This is a genomic window from Actinomadura spongiicola (assembly GCF_003432485.1).
GTDB lineage: Bacteria > Actinomycetota > Actinomycetes > Streptosporangiales > Streptosporangiaceae > Spirillospora > Spirillospora spongiicola.
Map to the genome: position 1 here is coordinate 231399 of NZ_QVNQ01000002.1, position 24231 is coordinate 255629.

Below are 24231 nucleotides of genomic sequence, written 5' to 3' on the forward strand. Positions count from 1 at the left end.
ACGTACGGGAGGGAAGGGACGACGTGGCGGTGTTCGCTGAAGAGGTGAACCTGGCCGGTTTCACCACGTTGCGGCTGGGCGGTCCCGCGCGGCGCTTCGTCGAGGCGACGACCGAGGCGGAGCTCGTCGCCGCGGTCCGCGACGCCGACGAGGCGGGCGAACCCGTCCTCGTGCTCGGCGGCGGCAGCAACCTCGTGGTGTCCGACGACGGGTTCCCCGGCACCGTCGTGCACGTCGGCACCCGCGGCTCCGAACGCGTCGCCGCCGACGGCGACCGGGTCCTCGTCCGCGTCCAGGCGGGCGAGGACTGGGACGCGTTCGTCGCCCGCTGCGTCGCCGACGGCCTCGCCGGCGTCGAATGCCTGTCCGGCATCCCCGGCCGCGTCGGCGCGACCCCGATTCAGAACGTCGGCGCCTACGGCCAGGACGTCAGCGAGACGATCGTCGAGGTCCGCGCCTACGACCGGCGGACCCGCGCCCACGTCACCCTCGACCGCGACGCCTGCCGCTTCACCTACCGGCACAGCGCCTTCAAGGGCGACGACCGGTACGTCATCCTGGACGTGACGTACGCGCTGCACGAGGCCGAGGAGTCACAACCGGTCGCCTACGCCGAACTCGCGAAGAAACTCGGCGTCCGACCGGGAGACCGCGTCACGTTGAAGGAAGCTCGCGACGCCGTCCTCGAACTGCGACGCGGCAAGGGCATGGTCCTGGACGCCGCCGACCCCGACACCCGCAGCGCCGGATCGTTCTTCACCAACCCGATCCTCGACTCCGACCAGGTCACCGACCTCGAACGCCGCGTCGCCGAACGCCTCGGACCGGACGCGACGTTCCCCCGCTACCCCGAGACCGGCGGACGGGTGAAGACGTCCGCCGCCTGGCTCATCGACCGCGCCGGTTTCACCAAGGGCCACACCCTCGGACGGGCGCGCATCTCCACGAAGCACACCCTCGCCCTCACCAACCCGGGCGATGCCAGCACCGCCGACCTGCTCGCCCTCGCCCGCCAGGTCCGCGGCGGCGTCCACGACGCGTTCGGCGTCCGGCTCGTGAACGAACCCGTCCTCGTCGGCGTCACCCTCTGACCGTCCCCTTTGCTCCCGGTCGGTGTGACGTTTCGAACACCCGACCCGCGGCCCCGGCTTGATACTGTCGAAGCGTCGAGGGGGAGTAGTCCCAATCGCGTGATCGACATACTGGCGCCGCCTTCGGTGCCCGGTCACGCGGGCCCGATCACCGCATCCGGGCGGACGAGACCTTCGGCCTGGCAGTCATTGCCGGGCCGAGGTCGCAGCGCCCGAAGAAGCTCCCGCCCTCCGGCTCGGCAGTCCGAGCGAGAGGGAACCGGTGTCCGCCTTCCTCATCAGCCTGGCCGTGATCTTCGTCGCCGAACTGGGCGACAAGAGCCAGCTCATGGCCATGACCTTCGCCACCCGTTTCCGGGTCCTTCCGGTGCTGGCCGGCATCACGGCCGCGACCGCGATCGTCCATCTGGCGAGTGTCGCCGTCGGCGCGGCGCTCGGAGCCGCGCTCCCCACCGGCCCGATCACCATCGCCGCCGGGCTCGCGTTCCTCGGCTTCGCGGCGTGGACGCTGCGCGGCGACGAACTCGACGACACCGAACGCGCCAAGGCCCGCCGCGCCACCGGCTCTGCGATCCTCGCCGTCGGCGCCGCGTTCTTCCTCGCCGAACTGGGCGACAAGACGATGCTCGCCACCGTCACCCTCGCGGCCGACCACGGCGGACTCGTCGCGTTGACCGGGGTTTGGGCCGGGTCGACCCTCGGCATGGTCGCCGCCGACGCGCTCGCCATCGGGGTCGGTCACCTCCTCGGCAGGAACCTCCCCGAGCGGATCATCAAGTACGGCGCGGCCGCCGGATTCGCGGCCTTCGGCGCCCTGCTCCTCGTCGAGGGCCTCACGGCCTGACGCGGTCTGTTCGTCAGCCGTCCAGCCAGCCGTCGACGCCGGCCAGGAGCCGTGCGCGAACGTCGCCGGGCGCCGCAGACGCCTTGATCGACTGGCGGGCCAGTTCCGCCAGTTCAGCGTCGGAGAAACCCTGCTCGCCGCGGACGAGCTCGTACTGCCGGGCCAGCCGCGAACCGAACAGCAGCGGATCGTCCGCGCCCAACGCGATGGTGGCGCCCGCCTCGTACAGCCGCCGCACCGGGACGTCCGACGCCGTCGCCGCCACCCCGAGACTCACGTTCGACGCCGGGCAGACCTCCAACGCCACCCCCCGCTGCACGAGCGCCCCCACCAGCCGCGGGTCGGCCGCCGCGCGCACCCCGTGCCCGATCCGATCGGCCCGCAGCGTCTCCAGGCATTCCCGGACGCTCGCCGGGCCGAGCAGCTCACCACCGTGCGGCACCGACAGCAGACCACCACGCTTCGCGATCCGGAACGCGCCCTCGAAGTCGTACGCGCGGCCCCGCCGCTCGTCGTTGGACAACCCGAAGCCGACCACGCCCCGGTCCGCGTACCGGACGGCGAGCCGCGCGAGGGTCTTGGCGTCCAGGGGATGCCGCGTCCGGTTCGCCGCGATCACGACGCCGATGCCGACGCCGGACGCCCGCGACGCCTCCCGCGCCGCGTCCAGGATCAACTCGACGGTCGGGGTCAGGCCCCCGAACATCGCCGCATACCCGCTCGGGTCCACCTGGATCTCCAACCAGCCCGACCCCTCGGCCGCCTCGTCCTCGGCGGTCTCGCGGAGCAGCCGGCGCAGGTCGTCCGGCGTCCGCAGCACCGAACGCGCGATGTCGTACAGGCGCTGGAACCGGAACCAACCGCGTTCGTCGGTCGCGTGCAACCGGGGCGGCCAGTCCTCGACGAGCGCGTCCGGCAGATGCACACCGTGCAGCCCGGCCAGCTCCACCAGCGTGGAGTGCCGCATCGAGCCGGTGAAGTGCAGATGGAGATGCGCCTTCGGGAGCAGGGCCACGTCCCGACGGGAGGAGCCGCACGCGACGCGGGCGGTGTCCGGGTGAGCTGAAACGGTACTGGCCTCCATGAGCCAATGTTGCCGGATCATCGCCTCCGCCGAACCCCCGGCCCACCGGGATCACCACACCGGACTACCTCGTATGACACGCCACGGCCATGCCCGCCCATGGGCATCACAAAAAATTCCGGAACCCGTGCAACCCCGTCCGGGCACCGTGCGTATACGAGGGGCGCCAGAGAGAGAACAGGCCATCCCGCTGCGATGCCGGCGGGCGGAAGGGATATCACGATGATCACGCTGAAGGCCGCCCTGATCGCGGCGTCCGCCGTCGGCACCGTCGCCGTGGGCGGCGGTGCGACGTGGGCGATGACCGGCTCCTCCGGTACGGCGGCCCCTCAGTCCCACGCGAAGGCCCCCGCGGCGGAGCGGAAGGTGCAGGACGCCGTCCCCAACGGCGCTCCGACCTGCCTACCGGCCAAGCCCGGCCTGCCCAGGACGAACCTCCCGGGCGGCGCCAAGAAGGAACTCGACAAGCACCTGAAGCAGAACCCGGTCACCAAGGACCTCCCGAACGCCGACCTGCCGAAGCCCGACGCCCCGACCGGAAACCTCCCGCCGGGCGACCTGCCGCAGACCGACCTGCCGCAGACCGACCTGCCGAAGGCCGGTGTGCCGAAGGCCGGTCAGCCCACGCCGGGCCTGCCGCGGACCGACGTCCCCGACGTCAAGGTCCCGGACGGCACGACGCTCCCGGCCGACCTGCCCACCTGCGCGCCGTCCACCGGTGACCTCCAAAAGAAGGCGCCCGCGCCGAAGCCGTCCACCGACGTTCCGGGTGTGCCCGGTGTCCCCGGCAAGCCCGGCCTGCCCGCCGTTCCCAAGCTCGACTGCGACAAGCTGCCGCCCGCGGTGAAGGCCGGCGGCCCGGTCGAGAAGGCCGTCATGCTGGCGAAGGGCCTGCGCCTCACCTCGACCGTCCCGGGCGGCGCCGACCTCCGCAAGCAGAACATCTGCGCCGTCACGCAGAAGTGGACCGGCCCCGCCGGTCGGTGGATCACCGTCGAAACGCTGAAGACGCCGACCGGAATGACGCAGAATCAGCTGCGGCGTGCGCTGAAGATGCCCCAGGGCGGCACCCCCGTCACCGTGCACGGCGCCACCGCCTGGATGGCCCCCGGCGGCAACGGCGTGCTGCTGTTCGACCCGAACGGCTACTCGCTGCTCGTCAACGGAAGCCCCGTCCTCGCGGGCGACCTGAAGGACGTCACCACCGCCGTCCGCCAGGCCCAGTAACAGAAAGAGACTTGGCCCCAGCCACGCGCGAACGCGTGACCTGCGTGGTGCGGCGACGCCGAAGGCGAGCCACACCACGCAGATCGCGAAGCGATGTCGCGTTCGCCCAGGCACGGTCACGGCGTGAGCCGCCAGGCGAACGCCGTGACCGGGGCTGAAATAAGCAGGGCGGGCGGCCCTCGGCGCGGTGGGCCGCTCGCCCTCGGGGGAACGCCGGAACCGCTCTAGCCGGGACGGAGCACAGTGGGGCGTCGAGACGACAGCTCGTTCGTGGAGTTCGTGACGGAACGCGGCGATGCCCTGCTGCGCACCGCCGCACTGCTGTGCGGGGCCCGGCAGGACGCCGAGGACATCCTGCAGTCCGCGCTGGAGAAGGCCTACCGGCATTGGGGCCGGCTGGAGGCGGACAGCGATCCGGAGCCCTATGTGCGGCGGATCCTCGTCAACCTCGTGATCAGCCGGTCCCGCCGCTGGAAGGTGCTCCGGGAGATCCATATGGCGCGGCCCCCGGAGACACCGGCCGTCTCACCGAACCACGCCGTCGAGCTGAGGGGGACGCTCATGGACGAACTACGCAGGCTCGGCCCGCGGCAACGGGCCGTCCTGGTCCTGCGCTTCTGGGAGGACCTCTCGGAGGCGGAGACGGCGCAGGCGCTCGGCTGTTCGGTCGGAACGGTCAAGAGCCAGGCGTCCCGGGGGCTCGCCAGGCTCCGGGAACGGCTCGACACGAACCTGGCGCCACTGGGGAGATGAGCGATGGACCTGGAGAGTGAACTGCGGAAGGCCATGGCCGAGCAGGTGGCCGAGGCGTCCGCGTCGCCGTCGCTCGTCGCCGACGTCAAACGCCGCCACCGGCGCAGGAAGGCGCGGACGCACACCGCCGCGGCGGTGGCCGCGGCCTCGGTCGCCGCGCTGATCCTCGTGCCCACCTACCAGTCGTTCCGGGCCACACCCGTCGGAACCGTCGGGACCGAACGTCCGACGAGCAATGTCCCGGCGTCCCAGCGGCCGGAACGACCTCCCGCCCCGGGCCAGTCCCGGCCCCCGTCAAACAAGGAACGGCCCGGGGCGGGAACCTCTGCGAAGCCGAAGCCGCCCCCGTCGCCCGGCGGGCCGGAGGCCGGGCCCCGGCGGCCGGGGCCCGGCGGGGTCGTCGACGACCTGCCGCGCTGGATCACCTACCTCCCGGACGGCCTCGCCGCCGCCTCGCCGTGCGCGGTGGCGGGCGGAGCCGAACGCAGGACGACGACCTGCGCATGGCGCGGAGACGCCGGCTGGGTGGAGATCGTCCTCGTGCGGAGCCAAGGGCTGTCCGACCCCCGGGACCTCATGAGGCCGGCGGGCATCCCCGGCCGCACCACCGTCCGCGGCATGCCCGCCTTCACCATCGACCGTCCCGACTCCGGGCGCCAGATCTCGTGGCTGGCCAGGCCGGGGGTCGGTGTGACCGTGTCCGCGGGCGGATCGGTCAAGGGTCAACTGATGCGCATCGCCGAGGGGGTGCGCCCGTGAACGTCGACGCGGCCGTGCGGACGCGCGGCGACTGACCCCGTTCCGGCGGGACGTTCCGCAGCGGGGAGGGGCCGTTGGCGGAACGTCCCGCCGGAACCTCCGGGGAACGGGACTGGGAGGCGGTCCTCGTTCCACACGAAACCGGCCTCGGGCTTGTGTGCGAGCCCGGGGCCGGTTTCGTGTGGAGCTGTATGGGTTTCGTGCGGAGTTCAGTTCGCCTCGGAGAGCAGCTTCGCGACCCGCGAGACGCCCTCGACGAGGTCGTCGTCGCCGAGCGCGTACGACAGGCGGAAGTACCCGGGGGTCCCGAACGCCTCACCCGGCACCAGCGCGACCTCGGCCTCCTCCAGGATCAGCGACGCCAGCTCCACCGACGTCTCCGGACGCTTCCCGCGGATCTCCCGGCCCAGCAGCGCCTTGACCGACGGGTAGGCGTAGAACGCGCCCTCCGGCTCCGGACAGACCACGCCCTGGATCTCGTTCAGCATCCGCACGATCGTCTTACGGCGCCGGTCGAACGCCTTCCGCATCTCCGCCACCGCCGACAGGTCGCCGGTCACCGCGGCCAGCGCCGCCGCCTGCGACACGTTCGCCACGTTGGACGTCGCGTGCGACTGGAGGTTCTGCGCGGCCTTCACCACGTCCGCCGGGCCGATCATCCAGCCGACCCGCCAGCCCGTCATCGCGTACGTCTTCGCGACGCCGTTCAGGACGAGCGTCCGGTCGGCGAGTTCCGGCACCACCACGGGCATCGAGTGGAACTCGGCGTCCCCGTACACGAGGTGCTCGTAGATCTCGTCCGTGATGACCCACAGGCCGTGCCCGTCCGCCCACCGGCCGATCGCCTCGACCTCGTCGCGGGTGTACACGGCGCCGGTCGGGTTGGACGGCGACACGAACAGCAGCACCTTCGTCCGGTCGGTGCGGGCCGCCTCCAACTGCTCGACGCTGACCTTGTAACCGGTGGTCTCGTCGGCGACGACGTCGACGGGCACCCCGCCCGCCAGCTTGATCGACTCGGGATAGGTCGTCCAGTACGGCGTCGGGACGAGCACCTCGTCGCCCGGGTCGAGCAGCGCGGCGAACGCCTCGTACACCGCCTGCTTACCGCCGTTCGTCACCAGCACCTGAGCGGCCTCGACCCGGTACCCGGAGTCGCGCTCGGTCTTCTCGGCGATGGCGGCGCGCAGCTCGGGCAGCCCGCCCGCGGGCGTGTACTTGTGGAAGCGAGGCACCCCGCACGCGGTCACCGCCGCCTCGACGATGTAGTCCGGGGTCGGGAAGTCGGGCTCGCCCGCGCCGAACCCGATGACCGGGCGGCCCGCCGCCTTCAGCGCCTTGGCCTTGGCGTCGACGGCCAGCGTGGCGGATTCGGATATCGCGGCGATGCGCTTGGAGATGCGAGGACGGTCGATGCTCATACCCCTATCGTTACAGACGCCGTCCGCGCGCCCGAGTCATATATCCGCGCCGGTGGGACGGCGTGTGCTCGGCTGGTTCGACGCGGGGGCCTTCGACACGTAGACTCACCGTCCTAGTGGCGGGTCCCCGCCATGCGAGCCTGTGCGCACACGGATGCCGCATGGAGGTCGTAAGCTGGGACTCACCATCACCCTGATCCCATGGTCGGGTGTTCTCCTTCCCAGGAGAATGAAGGGCAGTGGCTCAATTGGTAGAGCTCCGGTCTCCAAAACCGGCGGTTGGGGGTTCGAGTCCCTCCTGCCCTGCGAGGTGCGGTGCGCACCGCGTCGGCCGCGTCACGGCGATGCCGTGGCACTCCGCCGTCGCGGGACGGAACCGCGCGACGACCACGGGGGTTGGAACGACCGATGAGGTGAACGGCGGCAATGGCGACCGAGACTGACGAGCGCGACGAGCCCGAGGCCAAGGACGAGGGCAAGCGCAAGAAGGAGAAGAGGTCGGCGTCCCGACGGACGTCTCCTTCGCTCTTCGTGCGCCAGATCGTCGCCGAGCTGCGCAAGGTCATCTGGCCCACGCGGCGGGAACTCGTCACCTACACGACCGTTTCCCTCGTCTTCGTGCTGATCATGGTTGCGCTGGTCTCCGCGGTCGACTACGGGCTGCAAGAGGGCGTTTACGCCATCTTCGGCTGACGGCCCTCGGGCCGGCGTCGCGGCAGTGGCCGCCGTGGTCGGCGCGGGTCGTTCCGACCGCCCTCGCACCATCGCAAGTTCATCACCGCAGACCGAGAGAAAGAGTCACCGTGTCCGAGCCCTCACAGCCCTACGACGAGGCCGTTGACGAGGCCCAGTCCGCTGCGGCTGCTACGGCGGACCAGGCGGCGCAGCCCACCGACGAGACGGCCGAGGCCGTCGTGTCCGCGGGCGACGCCGAACCCGCGGACACGAAGCTCGAGGGCGAGGACGGCCCCGCCCCCGACGCCGCCGAGGGCGCCGCCGAACTCGCCGAGTCCGTCGCGGACGAGGAGTCGACCGAGGCCGAGGAGGCCGAAGAGGAGGCCGCCGAGCCGCCCGTCGACCCCTACGCCGACTTCAAGATGCAGCTGCGTCTCCAGCCGGGCGACTGGTACGTCGTGCACTCCTACGCGGGGTACGAGAACCGGGTCAAGACCAATATCGAGACCCGCACCCAGACCCTCAACATGGAGGACTACATCTTCCAGATCGAGGTCCCGCAGCACGAGGTCACCGAGATCAAGGGCGGCAAGCGGCAGAAGGTCAACGAGAAGGTCCTGCCGGGCTACATCCTGGTCCGCATGGAGCTCACCGACGAGTCGTGGGCCGCGGTCCGCAACACGCCCGGCGTGACCGGGTTCGTCGGTCTGCTGAACAAGCCGTCCCCGCTGAGCCTGGACGAGGTCGCCAACCTGCTGGCCCCCGAGCCGGAGGAAGGCGCCGCGCCCGCCAAGGAGCAGGCGAAGGTCACCGCGACCGTCGACTACGAGGTCGGCGAGTCCGTCACCGTCATGGACGGCCCGTTCGCCACCCTCCCCGCCACCGTCAACGAAATCAACGCCGAGCAGCAAAAACTGAAGGTACTGGTTTCGATCTTCGGGAGGGAGACTCCGGTGGAGCTGTCCTTCAACCAGGTCTCCAAGATCTGACCGAGGCGCTCTGGGCGGTGCCTATCCTGGATGAGCTTGTCCCCGCCTCTGCGGGGATGGTCCGTTGAAGGTGTTCGTGTCGATCTTCGGCAGGGAGTGGTCCCCGCGCCCGCGGGGATGAGCGGACCTCAGCGGTTCCTACACGGTGGATGCGTCCCAGCCGCCGTGTTGCCCGGACGTCCGGGAGTCGGAACCACCGATAAATGGGACAAAGGGGTTCACATGCCTCCGAGAAAGAAGCCGGTCGCGCTGGTCAAAGTCCAGCTTCAGGCGGGCGCGGCGACACCGGCGCCGCCGGTGGGTACCGCGCTCGGTCCGCACGGTGTCAACATCATGGACTTCTGCAAGCAGTACAACGCTGCCACGGAGTCCCAGCGCGGCAACGTCATCCCCGTAGAGATCACCATCTACGAGGACCGGTCGTTCAGCTTCGTCACCAAGACCCCGCCCGCCGCGCAGCTCATCCTGAAGGCCGCGGGCGTGGAGAAGGGCAGCGGCGAGCCGCACAAGACCAAGGTCGGTTCCATCACCCGCGACCAGGTCCGCGAGATCGCCACGACGAAGATGCCCGACCTCAACGCCAACGACCTCGACGCCGCCGAGAAGATCGTCGCCGGTACGGCGCGGTCGATGGGCATCGAGGTCAAGTAAGAGGTCACGCAGTACGTCCAGTGGGAGGGCCAGGCGCTGGCCCGCTACCACGAAGTTCCAGTGGAGGAACGAACATGAAGCGCAGCAAGGGTTACCGCGCCGCGGCGGACAAGATCGACCGGGAGCGGCTGTACAGCCCGGCGGAGGCCGTGAAGCTGGCCAAGGAGACCACGGTCGTCAAGTTCGACCCGACCGTCGAGGTGGCCCTGCGGCTGGGTGTCGACCCGCGTAAGGCCGACCAGATGGTGCGTGGCACCGTCAACCTGCCGCACGGGACCGGTAAGACCGCCCGGGTGCTGGTGTTCGCCGTCGGCGCGAAGGCGGAGGAGGCGGAGTCGGCGGGTGCCGACCTGGTCGGCTCCGACGACCTGATCCAGCGGATCCAGGGTGGTTTCCTGGACTTCGACGCGGTGGTGGCGACGCCCGACCAGATGGGCAAGGTCGGACGGCTCGGTCGTGTCCTCGGTCCGCGTGGTCTGATGCCGAACCCGAAGACGGGCACGGTCACGATGGACGTGGCGAAGGCCGTGTCCGACATCAAGGGCGGCAAGATCGAGTTCCGGGTGGACCGGCACGCGAACCTGCACTTCATCATCGGCCGGGCGTCGTTCGACGAGCGTCAGCTGGTGGAGAACTACGCGGCGGCCATCGAGGAGATCCAGCGGCTCAAGCCGTCCGCGGCGAAGGGCCGGTACGTGAAGAAGGCGGTGCTGACCACGTCGATGGGTCCGAGCATCCCGGTGGACCCGAACGCGATCCGTAACCTGACGGCGGACCTCGAAGCGGTCTGACCGTCCCGGAGCTACGCGCCGGCAGTGTCATCAGGGTAGGGCGTCCTCGCCGCGGCGGGGGCGCCCTACCGCTGTCCTGGGGTTTTCCGTCCGCCTTCCCGCTCTTCGCCGCGTCGACCCTGAGTCTGTGGGCCCGCCGTGTCGGTGATCGGCAGGGGAGTGGGCTACGTCGGTGGTCGTACTGTCCGGGGCCCATTCGTACCACCGGGGGATGTAGCGCAGTTATCGCCTCGGGAGACTGGGAACACCAGCAGGGCGATCTAGGGAGGCTCTACCCTCATGAACCGACGACTCATGGTGGCGGCCGGCGGCACCGCCGTGGGTGCCGCGCTTCTCCTGTCCGGATGTGGCGGGGACGGGACGACGAGCACCGAGAACATGAAGCTCAGCGCCGATCAGGCGCTGCTCAAGGCGTCCGAGAAGACCGGGCAGGCCGACACGTTCAAGGCCGATCTCACCGTGACCGGCACCGGCGACCATGTCGGCAAGGTCCGCGCCGACGGCCGGTTCCAGCTGCGTCCGTCGCTGAAGTTCAGCGCGAAGCTGGACGAGTTCAGCGCGGGCGGGCAGAGCGTCCCCGGTGTCCAGGGTCAGGCGTTGTTCGCGGACAACGTGCTGTACGCGAAGGTTCCGCGGCTCGCCCAGTTCGTCAGTGGCGGCAAGCCGTGGCTGAAGATCGACGTGAACCAGATGGCGCAGCGGACGGGCTTCGACGTCAAAGGGCTGATCCAGCAGGTGCAGCAGGTCGATCCGGCCGAGCAGACGAAGATGTTCACCGGTTCGAAGGACGCGCGCCGGGTCGGCACGGAGACGATCGACGGGGTCAAGACCGTCCACTACACCGGGACGGTGACGGTCCAGGACGCGCTGAACCGCCTCGACCCACAGGCGCGGGAGAAGGTGCGGACGTGGCTGCCGAAGGACGACCGCGTCAACAGCAAGATCTCCTTCGATCTGTGGACGGACGGGGAGAACCTGCCGCGCAAGATCGTGTCGAAGGGGACGGGTCAGCAGGGCCAGACCGGCACGGTGACGGTCCTCTACAGCGACTACGGTAAGTCGTTCAAGGTCAACCCGCCGCCGTCCGACCAGGTGGGGCAGCTGTCGATGGGCGGGTTGCTCGGCGGTAACTGAAAACTGTCATACAAACGACATCACCGGACAGAGCGAACTCCGGCGGTCCCCGGTGCGTCTGATCTAGCATTCGGCTCCGACGGCCGGGCACGTCCTTGCGCCCGGCGCTAGCAGACCAAGGAGACCCCCCACGATGATCCGACGTTTCGCCGCGGGCACGGTGCTGGCGACCGGCCTCGCCCTTTCGCTGACCGGGTGTCTCGGTGACGCCGGTAACAAAGTGGACGAGGCCGGCAAGAACCTGAAGCTGTCGGCCGCCCAAGTACTGGGTAAAACCGCGGAGAATACCGGCCGGGCCGATTCGTTCAAGGCTGAACTCTCGCTGGAGGTCACTGGATCGAGTGAGGGCAACGTCTCGGCGACCGGTGGTATGCAGTACCGGTCCAAGCCGGATCTCGCCTACAGCATGAGTTTCGACAAGATGACGGTCGGCGCCCAGTCGATGGGCGGCATGCAGTACGTCCTGGTCGACCGCACGATGTACATGAAGATTCCGATGCTCTCGCAGCTCGGCGCCGGTACCGGTGCCGCGAACAAGCCGTGGCTGAAGATCTCGCTGGACGAGCTGGGCCAGAGGTCCGGCATGAACATCGACGAGCTGCTCAAGCAGTCGCAGCAGATGGACCCCGTCCAGAACACCAAGATGCTCACGGCGTCGAAGGACGCTCGCGAGGTCGGCAAGGAGACGATCGGCGGCGTCGAGACGACGCACTACACCGGCACGTACCAGATGGAGGATGCGATCGCGAAGCTCACGCCCGAGCAGCAGCAGGCCGTCCGTAAGAACTACAGCGAGTTGGGCATGGGGACCATGTCCTTCGATCTGTGGGTGGACGACGAGCAGCTCCCGCGGAAGCTGGCGATGAAGTCGCCGCAGACCGCTCAGGGCGCGATGAGCATCTCGATGACGTACCGCGACTACGGTAAGCCGGTGGTGGTCACGGCGCCTCCGGCGAACGAGGTCACCGACCTCAGCAAGATGCTGAACGGTCTCGGTGGCGGCGGTGGCCTCCCGGGCAGCTGACCCGAGGCACCGCACTGTTCGAGGGCTCGAAACGGGGACCGCGCCGCGATCGGCGCGGTCCCCGCGCGCTCTACCGGTTTTGGGCCCGGCGAGTCGATGAGGTAGCCTGCTTGACGCCGAAGACCGCCGGTCGTCACCTCGCCTGGGGTGACCGAAGGACCCGATCTCATGTCGGGCGGCCTGCGTAGGTGAGACGAGAGCTTCCCGCATGGCCTTCCCGCCGTGCCTGGACGCCCCGTGCGCCTGCGCCGGGGCGTTTTTTGGTCGATCCGAACCGTTCCGCCGGTCGTTCGCGGGGCCGGTGAGGGTCGTGACCACCCAGGTAATCGGAAGGAGGCCGCATGGCCAAGGCCGACAAGGACGCGGCGATCGCCGAGCTCAGGCAGGAGTTCGAGAGCTCCAACGGCGCCGTGCTGACCGAGTACCGCGGGCTGACCGTCGCGCAGGTCAGGGAACTGCGCGGCAACCTCGGCGAGACCGCACGGTTTCGCGTGGTGAAGAACACGCTGACCAAGCGCGCGGCGAACGAGGCCGGTCTCGACGAGCGGTTCCGTGACTGGCTGGAGGGCCCGTCGGCGATCGCGTTCGTGCGCGGCGACGTGGTCGAGGCCGCCAAGGGTCTGCGTGACTTCGCCAAGGCCAACCCGATGCTGGTGATCAAGGGCGGTTTCATCGACGGTCAGTCGATGGACGCCGAGCAGGTCACCAAGCTGGCGGACCTGGAGTCTCGCGAGGTTCTGCTCGCGAAGCTCGCCGGTGCGATGAAGGCGTCCATGGCGAACGCCGCCGGGCTCTTCAACGCCCTGCCGACGCAGACGGCCCAGCTCGTCGAGGCGCTGCGCGTCAAGCGCGAGGCGGAGGGCGAGTCCGCCGAAGCCCCGGCCGAACAGCCCGCCGAGGCGTCAGCCGAGTAGGCACCGCGGTTACGTAATCCCCAGTTTTCACAAGCCATAGCGGAGGAAAGATCATGGCGAAGCTCAGCACCGACGAGCTGCTCGACGCGTTCAAGGAGATGACGCTCCTGGAGCTGTCGGGGTTCCTGAAGGAGTTCGAGGAGACCTTCGACGTCAAGGCCGCCGCGCCGGTCGCGGCCGTGGCCGCCGTGCCGGGCGCCCCGGCCGCCGGTGGTGGCGAGGAGGCCGCGGCCCAGGACGAGTTCGATGTCATCCTGGAGGCCGCCGGCGACAAGAAGATCCAGGTCATCAAGGAGGTTCGCGCGCTGACGAGCCTCGGCCTCAAGGAGGCCAAGGACCTGGTCGACGGTGCGCCGAAGCCGCTGCTGGAGAAGGTCAACAAGGAGGCCGCCGACAAGGCCAAGGAGGCCCTGGAGAAGGCGGGCGCGACGGTCACCGTCAAGTAGGCTCCGGCCACCGCTGCGTCGAGAGGCGGTCGTCCACCTGGTGTGGACGGCCGCCTTTTTCGTGTGTTGGCGGTACGTAACGATTCGCTCACAACGCCATATTTCGTCGCCGAACCGTCGGGGAACCCCTTCCATTTCGTCAGCGGGCCGCTACGGTAGGGGACCGGCTACCGAGGGGTAGCAAGAGGGCGGTCACCCTATGTAACGGCAGACCGGACCGGAGCGCTCGTCGCTCACCGGGTCCGGTGTTCCCCCGGCCTGGACGGATGGTGACGAGTGGGCGTCGAGATCAGAGTCGAGGGCTTGACGAAGTCCTTCGGTCGGCAGGTCATCTGGCAGGACGTGTCGTTGACCGTTCCGGCCGGTGAGATCTCTGTTCTTCTCGGCCCGTCCGGCACCGGCAAGTCGGTGTTCCTGAAGTCGCTCGTCGGACTGTTGAAACCCGACCGGGGGCATATCTGGATCGGCGACCGCGACCTGCCGCGCCTTTCCGAGTCGAAGCTGTACGAGACACGGAAGCTGTTCGGAGTTCTGTTCCAGGACGGCGCCCTGTTCGGCTCCATGAACCTCTTCGACAACGTCGCGTTCCCGTTGCGCGAGCACACGAGGAAGCGCGAGTCCGAGATCAAGCGGATCGTTCTCGACAAGATGGAGATGGTGGGGCTGCTCGGCGCCGAGCACAAGCTGCCCGGCGAGATCTCCGGCGGGATGAGGAAGCGGGCCGGGCTCGCCCGCGCGCTGGTGCTTGACCCGGAGATCCTGCTGGTGGACGAGCCCGACTCGGGTCTCGACCCGGTCCGCACCGCGTTCCTGAACCAGGTGTTCCTCGACCTGAACGCGCAGATCGGCGCGACGTTCCTCATCGTCACCCACGACATCAACACGGCCAGGACGCTGCCCGACAACATCGGCCTGCTGTATCAGCGGCATCTCGCGATGTTCGGCCCTCGGGAGATGTTGCTGTCCAGTGAGGAGCCGGTCGTCCGGCAGTTCCTCAACGCCAGCAAGGTCGGCCCGATCGGGATGTCGGAGGAGAAGGACGAGTCGGAACTGGAGGCCGAGGCGAGGTCGGGACAGGATCCCGGCCGTCTTCCGCCGATCCCGCCGCAGCAGATGCCGAGCGACGGGTTGATCCGGGCCGGGATGCACGCGCCGGGTGCCTGGTGCGCGGCGCACGGTGTCACCCCGCCGCCCGGATCGTTCGTCGACGAGCAGGGCCGCGACTGGGTGGAGGAGTGGCCGCGGTACGTGGCGTCCATGACCGAGGCCGCCGGTATGGCCGGTTCCGTCCCGAGCCGTCCGGGTCGAACCGATCCGTCGCGGCGCCGGTACGACGCGGGCGCGGAATCCTGATGTCCGGTCGTGTCGGCGACGGCGTCGTCAATGTCATGATCAGGGAGCCGGGCCGGTTCTTCGCGTTGTGCCTGGACACGGGCCGCGCGATGTTCCGGTGGCCGTTCCAGTGGCGCGAGTTCGTCCAGCAGGCCTGGTTCATCGTCAGCGTCACCGTCGTCCCGACGATGCTGGTCGCGATCCCCTTCGGCGGGATCTTGTCGTTGCAGGTCGGCGGGCTGATCAGGCAGCTCGGCGCGCAGTCCTACACCGGGGCGACGGCGGTGGTCGCGATCGTCCGGGAGGCCAGCCCGCTGGTCACGTCGCTGCTGGTCGCGGGGGCCGCGGGCGCGGCGATCTGCGCCGACATCGGGTCGCGGAAGATCCGTGAGGAGATCGACGCGATGGAGGTGCTGGGCATCGACCCGCTGCACCGCCTCGTCGTCCCGCGGGTGCTCGCCTGCGCGTTCGTCGCGCTGTTCCTGAACGGCCTGGTGTCGGTGGTCGGCCTGATGGGCGGCTACTTCTTCAACGTCATGTTGCAGGACGGCACGCCCGGCGCGTACCTGGCGTCGTTCAACGCGATCGCGCAACTGCCCGACCTGCTTCAGGCGGAGTTCAAGGCGTTCGTGTTCGGCGTCACCGCCGGGCTCGTCGCGTCCTACAAGGGCCTGAACGCCAGGGGCGGCCCGAAGGGGGTGGGTGACGCGGTCAACCAGACCGTCGTCATCACGTTCATGCTGCTGTTCCTGGAGAACTTCCTGATCTCCGCGCTGTACTTCCAGCTCGTCCCGTCGAAGGGCATGTGAGGCCCGTGCCGGGAAGTGGGACGACATGGTCGGCGCGGTGGTTGAACGCGCTGCTGCGGTGGCTGGACGACCTCGGCCACCAGGTGTCGTTCTACACCCGCGCGTTCGCGTGGGTGTTCCGGGTGCTGCGCCGCTACCGCACCGAGGTGCTGCGGCTGCTCGCGGAGGTCAGCCTCGGCACGGGCGGCCTCGCCGTGATCGGCGGCTCGGTGGCGATCGTCGGCTTCATGACGTTCTTCACCGGCAGCCAGGTCGGCCTCCAAGGCTACGAGTCCCTGAACCAGATCGGCACGGCCGCGTTCACCGGGTTCGTCGCGTCGTACTTCAACACGCGGGAGATCGCGCCGCTGGTGTCGGCGCTGGCGCTGTCGGCGACGGTCGGGTGCGGGTTCACCGCGCAGCTCGGCGCGATGCGGATCTCGGACGAGATCGACGCGCTGGAGGTCATGGCCGTTCCGTCGATGCCGTTCCTGGTCACGACCCGGATGCTGGCCGGGATGATCGCGGTCGTTCCGCTGTACATCGTGGGGCTGCTGGCGTCCTATGGCGCGACCCGGGTGATCGTGACCGTGTTCTACGGGCAGTCGACCGGCACCTACGACCACTATTTCCGGCTGTTCCTCCCGCCGACGGACATTCTCTGGTCGTTCGGCAAGGTGATCGTCTTCTCGGTACTGGTGATGCTGATCCACTGCTACTACGGCTACCACGCGAGCGGCGGGCCCGCGGGTGTCGGCGTGGCGGTGGGCCGCGCGGTGCGCACCAGCATCGTGGTGATCAACGTGGCCGATCTGATGCTCGGCATGGCGATCTGGGGCACCGACACGACCGTCCGGATAGCGGGGTGACGCCGACATGAGCGAAGGCGTCCGGTACCGGCTGCTCGGCACGGCGATGCTCGTCGCGATCGCCTTGCTGTTCGCGTTGACGGTGGCGCTGTTCAACAAGGCGTTCACGCCGGTGACCGAGGTGACCGTCGAGGCCGAGCGGGCCGGGTCGCAACTGCTGCCGCATTCGGACGTGAAGGTGCGCGGCCTGATCGTCGGTGAGGTCCGCGACACCGACGCGACCGTGGACGGCGCGACCGTGCACCTGGCGCTCGACCCCGACAAGGCGAAGTTGATCCCCGGCAACGTCCGGGCGCGGCTGCTGCCGAAGACCCTGTTCGGCGAGAAGTACGTCGATCTGGACGTCCCCGACCGGCCGGGCCCGCCGGGGCTGCGGGAGGGGACGGTCATCCCGCAGGACCGCTCGCGGGCCGCCGTCGAGATCGACGAGCTGTTGAACGACCTGTTGCCGCTGCTGCGCGCGGTGAAGCCCGCTGAGCTGAACGCGACGTTGAACGCGCTCGCGACGGCGCTCCAGGGGCGCGGTGACCAGATCGGACGGAACCTGGAGCAGGCGGACGCCCTGCTGAAGAAGATCAACCCTGAGCTGGGCACGCTGGTCCGTGACCTGCGCGGTCTCGCGGACGTGTCCGACATCTACCATTCCGCCGCCCCCGACCTGTTGCAGACGCTGCGCAACCTCAACGTGACCAGCCGGACGATCACCGCCAGGAAGGCGACGATCGAGGAGCTGATTCCGGCGACGACCGCGCTGGCGCAGGACGCCGACACGTTCATGCGCCGGAACGGCCCGAAGATCATCGGGGTGAACATCGCGAACCGCGAGGCGCTGAGTCTGGTCGCCCGGTACTCGCCGTCCATCCCGTGCGTGCTGGCCGGTCTGATGAAGCTCAAGCCGCGGGCGGAGAAGGCGGGCGGCGGTGCCGGGTCGAAGACGTTCAACCTCACCATCGAGATCGTCAAACCGCGGCCCGGCTACAAGAACCCGCTGGACAGGCCGGAGGTCAGGGATCAGCGGAACCCGCGCTGCTACGGCCTGCCGAACCCGAAGGTCCCGTTCCCGCAGCACCTGGCGTTGGACGGCACGCAGGACGACCTGTGGTGGAAGAACCCCGACGGCCCCGACGGCCCGGACGGCGGGGGCGCCGCCACCGGGAGGGGCAGGGCGCTGTCGACCGTGTTCGTCGACCCGGGCTCCATGAGCGAGGAAGAGAAGATCAAGAGCGTGGTCGGGCCGTTGACGCGGACCCCGGCCGACGAGGTGTCCGACGTGTCCTCGCTGCTGTTCGGCCCGCTCTTCGGCGACGGATCGGTGGTGACGATCGGATGAGCCGGATGGGGACGACCAGCGCCGCGATCAAGCTGACGATCTTCGTGGTGGTCACCTCGGTCGCCACCGGCGTGCTGGCGATGACGATCGGGAACCTGCGGTTCCGGAGCACCGCCGAGTACAAGGCGATCTTCACCGATGTGACGGGGTTGCTGGCCGACGACGACGTCCGCGCCGCGGGAGTGCGGGTCGGGCAGGTCGAGGACGTCCGGCTGTACCGGGGCACGCAGGCGGAGGTGACGTTCAGCGTCGAGGACGACGGCGTGTTCAGGAACGGGCTGCCGTCGTCGACTAAGGCGCAGATCCGCTACAGGAACCTGATGGGCCAGCGGTATCTCGCATTGACCGACGGCGCCGGGCGGGCCAACGAGTATCTCGATCCCGGCGACACGATCCCGGTGTCGCGGACCGCGCCCGCGCTGGACCTGACGACCCTGTTCAACGGGTTCCGGCCGCTGTTCCGCGCGCTGGAGCCGAAGGACGTCAACACGCTCGCCATGCAGATCGTCCAGGTGCTCCAGGGTGAGGGCGGGACGGTCAACAGCCTTCTCGCGCACGTCGCGTCGCTGACCGGCACGCTCGCCGACCGTGACAGGGTCATCGGCCAGGTGATCGACAACCTGAACGCCGTCCTCGGCACCATCGACCGGCGGCACGACGAGGTCGACCGGCTGATCCGGGACCTGCGCGGCTTCGTCGGCGGCGTCTCCGCCGACCGTGAGGCGATCTTCGACTCGGTCGCGGCGATCAACGACCTGACCGGCACCACGCGGGATCTGCTCGCCGAGGGGCGCCCGGACATCAGGAACGACATCGCCGGGCTCCGCAAACTCATGGGGACGCTCGACGCGAACGAACGCGACCTCGACCAGGGCCTTCAGCGGACCCCGAACCGGTTGCAGGAACTGGTCAACATCTCGTCCTACGGCTCCTGGTTCAACATGTACATCTGCGGTTTCGACGCGAGGGTTCGGCTGCCCGGCGGACCGGTCTACCAGACACCCGCGATCGTGAACGAGAACGCGAGGTGCAAGTAGATGAGGGTCTCGTTCCGGGAACGCAACCCCGTCCCCATCGGCCTCGCCGGGTTCGCGGTCATCACCGTGATGGTGGTGCTGGCGCTGAACCTGGACAGCGTTCCGTTCTTGTCCGGCGGCACCACCCACACCGCCGCGTTCAAGGAGGCCGCCGGGTTGAAGGCGGACGAGGAGGTCCGCGTCGCGGGCGTCAAGGTCGGCGAGGTCAGCGGTCTCGAACTGGACGGCGACCACGTCACGGTCACCTTCCGGGTGGACGAGGGCGTCCGGCTCGGCGACCGCACCGAGGCCGGAATCAAGATCAAGACGGTGTTGGGGGCGCACTATCTGGCGCTCACCCCGCGGGGTGAGGGCAGGCTGGGCCGCCACATCCCGATCGAGCGGACGCATGTCCCGTTCGAGATAGTCCCGGCGATCAGCGAGCTGACCCGCCGGGTCGGCGCGATCGACGTCCGGCAGGTCGCCCGGTCGTTCGACGTGCTGGCGGCCACGTTCGAGAATTCCCCGGACGAGGTCCGCGCGTCGCTGGAGGGGCTGCGGCGGCTGTCCCGCACGGTCGCTTCCCGGGACGAGCAACTCCACGAGCTGGCGGGCAAGGCCAAGGACGTCACCAAGCTGCTCGCCGACCGCAACCAGGACTTCGCGAGACTCGTCCAGGACGGCGACCGGGTGCTGCAAGCCGTGCAGGCGAGGCGCGCGGTCATCCACCAGCTACTGCTCAACACCGTGGCCCTGTCCCAGCAGGTGAACGCGCTCATCCAGGAGAACGAGAAGCAGCTCCGGCCGATGCTGGACGACCTGGCGAAGGTCAACCGGGTCCTGCTGAAGAACCAGAACAACCTCGACCGGATCCTTCAGCTGTTCGCGCCGTTCGCCCGGCAGTTCGCCGACGTCACCGGCACCGGACGCTGGTTCGACTCCTGGATCCAGAACCTCGTCCCGATCCCCGCCTCGGTCCAACCCCCCGGCGGGACGTCCAGAAATCCCGCCGACCGGCCCGAGAACCCGACCGACCGGCCGGGAAACACCGGCGACCCGCTTCCGCTCCCCTTCCTCCCGTAACCAGGCAGGCCACCAGTGCGCATCTCCGCAACCGTCCTTCGCCTCGGCGGCGCGATCCTCGCCGTCGCGGTGCTCGCGGGCGCGCTCACACAACTGTTCCAGGAGCCGGAGCGGCGCCACCTGACGGCCTACTTCACCAAGACCGTCGGCCTGTACGCGGGCGCGGACGTCCGCATCCTCGGTATTCCCGTCGGCGAGGTGACCGGCGTTGAACCGGTCGGCGACTCGGTACGGGTCGAACTGAGCTACGACGCCAAGTACAAGGTGCCCGCGAACGCGCAGGCCGTCATCGTCAGCCAGACACTCGTCGCCGACCGCTACGTCCAGCTCACGCCCGTCTACAGAGGAGGCGCCGTCCTACCGGACGACGCGACGCTGACCGTGAGCCGCACCGCCGTCCCGGTCGAGGTCGACGAGATCGGCGGCAACCTGAACGAGCTGTCCAAGGCGCTCGGCCCGCAGGGCGCCAACGCGCCGGGGCCGGACGGTCGGGAGGGCTCGCTGTCGCGGCTGCTCGGAGTCGGCGCCGCGAACCTCGACGGCCAGGGCGACGACATCCGGCAGACGATCGCGGACACGTCCAAGGCGCTCGGCACCCTCAGCGCCGACCGCGGCGACATCGCCGAAACGATCAAGAATCTGCGGATCATCACCGACGCGATGAAGGCGAACGACCGGCAGATCAAGTCGTTCACCGGGCATCTCAACGCCGTGTCCGGGCAGCTCGCCGGGGAGAAGGAGGAACTCAGCGCGGCCCTCAACACCCTCGCGCCGACCTTGCGGAACGTGCAGCGGTTCGTCCGGGACAACCGGGGCGAACTGGCCGCGAACGTCCGGCAGCTCGCGCAGATCACGGGCGTGCTCGTGAAGGAGAAGGACGCGCTCGCCGAGATCCTCACGGCCGGGCCGCTCGCCATCAGCAACCTGACGCACGCCTACGACCCGATCAGCGGCACCATCCACACCCGCAACAACTTCCGCCAGTTCCACGACCTCGCCGACTGGCTGTGTTCGCTGGCGTACTCGGTGGGGACACCGGCCCGGCAGTGCCTGAACTTCGTCCGCCCGTACAACGGCATCGGCAAGGCGCTGACGGGTTTCAGTCTGGACCTGTCCTGGATCACCGCGCTGACCACGCACTACGACCCGGTGCCGATCCCGCCGGACGCCTACGGCCCGTCCGGTCGGCCGCGTGACCGGAGAAAGCCGGGAGGCGTCACCGCGTTCCTGCCCGGAGGCGCCCGATGACCACGAGACGGCGACCGACGCGCCGCGCACGGGCCGTGGGCGCCGCGCTGATCGCGCTGACCCTGTCGGGCTGCTCGTTCGACGGCGTGGGGTCGCTGCCGCTGCCCGGCGGCCCCGACCTCGGCTCCGACCCGACCACCGTCAAGATCGAGTTCGCGGACGTGCTGGACCTCGTCCCGCAGTCCGCGGTCAAGGTCAACGACGTCTCGGTCGGCAAGGTCGACGACATCGCCCTCGCCGGAGGATCGTCCGGCGGCCGGGGCGGCTGGCACGCCGTCGTCACCGTCAAGATCCGCAAGGACGTCGCGCTGCCCGACAACGCCGTCGCCGCGATCGGCCAGACCAGCCTCCTCGGCGAGAAGTTCGTACGGATCGACCCGCCGAAGAACGAGGCCCCGGCCGGGAAGCTCGCCTCCGGCGACCTGATCCCGCTGGACCGGACGACCCGCGGCACCGAGGTCGAGGAGGTCCTGTCGGCGATGTCGCTGCTGCTGAACGGCGGCGGGCTGGAACAGGTCTCCACGATCAGCCGTGAACTCCAGGCCGCCATGCGCGGCCGCGAGTCCACGATCAAGTCGGTGCTGCACCGGGTCGACACCTTTGTCGGGACGCTGGACCGCAACCGCGCCGCGATCGTCCGGGCGCTGGACAGCATCGACAGGCTCAGCGGCAGGCTCGCGGCCGAGCGGAAGACCATCCGGGACACCATCGACGAGACTGGCCCCGCGATCGCCGTCCTCGACCGCAACCGCGCCGACCTGACCCGGATGCTCGTCGCGTTGAACCGGCTCAGCCGCACCACCACGTACGTGATCGACCAGTCGAAGGCCGACATGCTCGCGAACCTCCGGGACCTCGACACCGTCCTGCGGAACCTGAACAAGTCGGGCTCCGATCTGCCGAAGGCCCTGGAGAGCGCGATCACGTTCCCGTTCCCCGCCACGTTCGGGAACACCATCGCGGGCGACTACGGCAACGTCCGGCTGACCCTCGACCTGGACTTCGAGTCCATCGCCCGGAACCTGCTCGGCGGCACCGACGTGGAGGGCCTGCTCGGCAGCGGAAGGCAGATGCGCGAAATGCTCCAGGTCCCGAACGTCGCCCTTCCCGACACACCGCTGGGCGTACTGCCGCAGATGCCCGGCGACGGCGGCTCCGGAGCCCTGCCCGGCCTGCCCGATCTGCTCGCGCCGACCGAAGCCCCGCCCGGTACGAACCGGCCGGGTCGACCGGGAGAGTCCGGCCGACCAACCGCGCCCGCGCCGCCGTCCGGTGGCGGCGGCGATCTGTGGACCCTGCTGATGGGGGGCATGTCGTGATCCTCAAACGCGGCGTCATCCTCCAACTGACCGCCTTCGCGGTCCTCACGGTCGTCGGCGTGACGATCGTCTCGGTGAACTACATCGGCATCGGTCGCGGCCTGCTCGGCCGGGAGTACACCGCGTACGTGGACCTCACCGACTCCGGGGGAGTGTTCACCAACGCCGAGGTCACCTACCGGGGCGTCCCGGTCGGACGGGTCGGGCCGATCGAACTCACCAGGGACGGTATTCGCGTCAAGCTCGTCCTCGAACGCGGCGAACGGATTCCCCGCGACGGGACGAAGGCGATCGTCGCCAACCGTTCGGCCGTCGGCGAGCAGTACATAGACCTGGAACCCACCAAGAAGAGCGGCCCGTACCTGGACGAGGGCGCCCCCTACACGATTCCGCGGAACCGCACGACGCTGCCCGTGCCCACCGCCGAACTGCTCCGCAACGTCGACGCGCTGGTCGGCTCGGTCAACACCCGGCATCTCGGCGTCATCGTGGACGAACTCGGCAGGGCGTTCTCCGGCTCCGCGGACGACCTCCAGTCGCTCCTGGACGACACCGACCGGCTGCTGAAGACCGCCGACCAGGCCTACCCCGACACCAAGCGGCTCCTGGACAACGGCGTGACCGTCCTGGAGACCCAGCGCGGGCAGGCCGCCAACATCCGCGGCTTCGCCCGCGACCTGAACGAACTGACCGCCTCCCTACGCGATGACGACCCAGCCCTGCGCAGGACCATCGACGGCGTACCCGGCGCGGTGGGCGAAACCCACAAGGCCATCGACCAACTGTCCCCGACACTGCCGATCCTCCTGGCGAACCTCACCACCACCGGTCAGATCGTCACCTCGCGCAAGGCGGGCCTGCGGTCGCTGTTCATCCTTTACCCCATGACGGTCGCGGGCGCGTTCACCGTCACGCCCGGCGACGGAACCCAGCACCTGGGGCTCGCACTGAACATCGACGAGCCACCGGCGTGCACCGACGGCTACGAGAAGGTGAAACACCGCTGGCCGCAGGACACCTCAAGCAAGAACCCGCGCCTGGACGCGGGCTGCGAGGCCCCGCACGACGCGTCCACGGGCGTGCGCGGGGCCCGCAACTTCCCGCGTGACGCCATCGCGCCGTACCCGTCCGTCCCGCCGGGGGCGACCGCGGGCGCCGGATTCCCCGAAGGCGGCGCCGACGACCCGGACGACGACAAGGGCGGAAACCGGACGGAGGCCAAGGGCTCCCGCCCGTCCACGCCCACCGGCCAGTTGTCGGACGGACGGCTCTACCTGTCGTATCCCGCCGGTTCAGTCGAATTCGCCGGGTACGACCCGGCGACCGGTGCGGTCTACGGCCCCGGCGGTGAGCGCTACGTCATGCCCCGCAGTGCCGGTACCCGTGAGTTGGGAGATTCCTCGTGGAAGTGGCTCATGTACGGACCCCTGACACAGTGAGGCC

24 protein-coding genes and 1 tRNA gene are annotated in these 24231 nt (G+C 69.4%); 23 read left to right on the top strand and 2 right to left on the bottom strand.

Annotation, left to right across the window (positions count from 1 at the left end; all coding sequences use genetic code 11):
* The first annotated feature begins 23 nt into the window (after positions 1–23).
* Complete coding sequence (locus D0T12_RS05730; protein WP_117398297.1) at positions 24–1091, top strand: UDP-N-acetylmuramate dehydrogenase; 1068 nt, start codon at positions 24–26, stop codon at positions 1089–1091.
* 262 nt (positions 1092–1353) lie between these two features.
* Entirely contained in the window at positions 1354–1935 is a 582-nt protein-coding gene (locus D0T12_RS05735; RefSeq protein ID WP_117398298.1) for a TMEM165/GDT1 family protein, read from the top strand.
* Positions 1936–1948: 13 nt separating this feature from the next.
* On the opposite strand, the gene D0T12_RS05740 is transcribed toward D0T12_RS05735, so the two are convergent.
* Positions 1949–3019: an adenosine deaminase gene (locus D0T12_RS05740; protein ID WP_117398300.1), complete on the bottom strand. Its 1071-nt coding sequence runs from the start codon at positions 3017–3019 to the stop codon at positions 1949–1951.
* A 222-nt stretch (positions 3020–3241) separates the two neighbouring features.
* Between D0T12_RS05740 and D0T12_RS05745 the strand changes: the two genes are divergently transcribed.
* The 3 genes from D0T12_RS05745 to D0T12_RS05755 all read left to right on the top strand — a co-directional run bounded on the left by D0T12_RS05745 (position 3242) and on the right by D0T12_RS05755 (position 5758).
* Positions 3242–4246, top strand: a complete 1005-nt coding sequence (locus D0T12_RS05745; RefSeq protein ID WP_117398302.1) for a hypothetical protein — start codon at positions 3242–3244, stop codon at positions 4244–4246.
* A 243-nt stretch (positions 4247–4489) separates the two neighbouring features.
* Positions 4490–4999, top strand: a complete 510-nt coding sequence (locus tag D0T12_RS05750) for a SigE family RNA polymerase sigma factor (RefSeq protein WP_117398304.1) — start codon at positions 4490–4492, stop codon at positions 4997–4999.
* A gap of 3 nt (positions 5000–5002) precedes the next feature.
* Positions 5003–5758, top strand: a complete 756-nt coding sequence (locus D0T12_RS05755; protein WP_117398306.1) for a hypothetical protein — start codon at positions 5003–5005, stop codon at positions 5756–5758.
* Positions 5759–5967: 209 nt separating this feature from the next.
* On the opposite strand, the gene D0T12_RS05760 is transcribed toward D0T12_RS05755, so the two are convergent.
* Entirely contained in the window at positions 5968–7179 is a 1212-nt protein-coding gene (locus tag D0T12_RS05760) for a pyridoxal phosphate-dependent aminotransferase (RefSeq protein ID WP_117398308.1), read from the bottom strand.
* A 233-nt stretch (positions 7180–7412) separates the two neighbouring features.
* On the opposite strand from D0T12_RS05760, the gene D0T12_RS05765 reads away from it, so the two are divergent.
* The 18 genes from D0T12_RS05765 to D0T12_RS05850 all read left to right on the top strand — a co-directional run bounded on the left by D0T12_RS05765 (position 7413) and on the right by D0T12_RS05850 (position 24227).
* A tRNA-Trp gene (locus D0T12_RS05765) sits at positions 7413–7485 on the top strand.
* Positions 7486–7605: 120 nt separating this feature from the next.
* Positions 7606–7872 carry a preprotein translocase subunit SecE gene (gene secE, locus D0T12_RS05770; protein WP_117398310.1) on the top strand — a complete coding sequence of 89 codons (267 nt, stop codon included), beginning with the start codon at positions 7606–7608 and terminating at the stop codon, positions 7870–7872.
* Between the two features lie 110 nt (positions 7873–7982).
* Entirely contained in the window at positions 7983–8843 is an 861-nt protein-coding gene (gene nusG, locus D0T12_RS05775) for a transcription termination/antitermination protein NusG (protein ID WP_117398312.1), read from the top strand.
* A gap of 222 nt (positions 8844–9065) precedes the next feature.
* Positions 9066–9494 carry a 50S ribosomal protein L11 gene (gene rplK, locus D0T12_RS05780; protein WP_117398314.1) on the top strand — a complete coding sequence of 143 codons (429 nt, stop codon included), beginning with the start codon at positions 9066–9068 and terminating at the stop codon, positions 9492–9494.
* Between the two features lie 74 nt (positions 9495–9568).
* Complete coding sequence (gene rplA, locus D0T12_RS05785; RefSeq protein ID WP_117398316.1) at positions 9569–10285, top strand: 50S ribosomal protein L1; 717 nt, start codon at positions 9569–9571, stop codon at positions 10283–10285.
* 279 nt (positions 10286–10564) lie between these two features.
* On the top strand, positions 10565–11419 hold the full coding sequence (locus D0T12_RS05790) for an LppX_LprAFG lipoprotein (protein ID WP_233525864.1): 855 nt from the start codon (positions 10565–10567) through the stop codon (positions 11417–11419).
* Between the two features lie 133 nt (positions 11420–11552).
* Positions 11553–12443, top strand: coding sequence for an LppX_LprAFG lipoprotein (locus D0T12_RS05795; protein ID WP_117398320.1), 891 nt, complete (start codon positions 11553–11555; stop codon positions 12441–12443).
* A 341-nt stretch (positions 12444–12784) separates the two neighbouring features.
* Positions 12785–13357: a 50S ribosomal protein L10 gene (gene rplJ / locus D0T12_RS05800; protein WP_117398322.1), complete on the top strand. Its 573-nt coding sequence runs from the start codon at positions 12785–12787 to the stop codon at positions 13355–13357.
* Positions 13358–13410: 53 nt separating this feature from the next.
* A complete protein-coding gene (rplL, locus tag D0T12_RS05805) occupies positions 13411–13803 on the top strand; it encodes a 50S ribosomal protein L7/L12 (RefSeq protein WP_117398323.1) in 393 nt (130 codons plus the stop codon).
* Positions 13804–14079: 276 nt separating this feature from the next.
* On the top strand, positions 14080–15156 hold the full coding sequence (locus D0T12_RS05810) for an ABC transporter ATP-binding protein (RefSeq protein ID WP_117398325.1): 1077 nt from the start codon (positions 14080–14082) through the stop codon (positions 15154–15156).
* Entirely contained in the window at positions 15156–15944 is a 789-nt protein-coding gene (locus tag D0T12_RS05815) for an MlaE family ABC transporter permease (RefSeq protein WP_233525865.1), read from the top strand. The genes D0T12_RS05810 and D0T12_RS05815 overlap by 1 nt, the downstream gene beginning before the upstream one ends.
* Before the next feature lie 5 nt (positions 15945–15949).
* Positions 15950–16792 carry an MlaE family ABC transporter permease gene (locus D0T12_RS05820; RefSeq protein ID WP_117398932.1) on the top strand — a complete coding sequence of 281 codons (843 nt, stop codon included), beginning with the start codon at positions 15950–15952 and terminating at the stop codon, positions 16790–16792.
* Positions 16793–16799: 7 nt separating this feature from the next.
* Positions 16800–18122, top strand: coding sequence for an MCE family protein (locus D0T12_RS05825; protein WP_117398327.1), 1323 nt, complete (start codon positions 16800–16802; stop codon positions 18120–18122).
* Between the two features lie 5 nt (positions 18123–18127).
* A complete protein-coding gene (locus D0T12_RS05830) occupies positions 18128–19159 on the top strand; it encodes an MCE family protein (RefSeq protein ID WP_117398329.1) in 1032 nt (343 codons plus the stop codon).
* On the top strand, positions 19160–20221 hold the full coding sequence (locus tag D0T12_RS05835; RefSeq protein ID WP_117398331.1) for an MCE family protein: 1062 nt from the start codon (positions 19160–19162) through the stop codon (positions 20219–20221).
* A gap of 15 nt (positions 20222–20236) precedes the next feature.
* A complete protein-coding gene (locus tag D0T12_RS05840) occupies positions 20237–21469 on the top strand; it encodes an MCE family protein (protein WP_233525866.1) in 1233 nt (410 codons plus the stop codon).
* Complete coding sequence (locus tag D0T12_RS05845) at positions 21466–22788, top strand: MCE family protein (protein ID WP_117398333.1); 1323 nt, start codon at positions 21466–21468, stop codon at positions 22786–22788. Before D0T12_RS05840 ends, D0T12_RS05845 begins: the two co-directional genes overlap by 4 nt.
* Positions 22785–24227, top strand: a complete 1443-nt coding sequence (locus D0T12_RS05850) for an MCE family protein (RefSeq protein WP_117398335.1) — start codon at positions 22785–22787, stop codon at positions 24225–24227. The genes D0T12_RS05845 and D0T12_RS05850 overlap by 4 nt, the downstream gene beginning before the upstream one ends.
* The last annotated feature ends 4 nt before the right edge of the window (positions 24228–24231 follow it).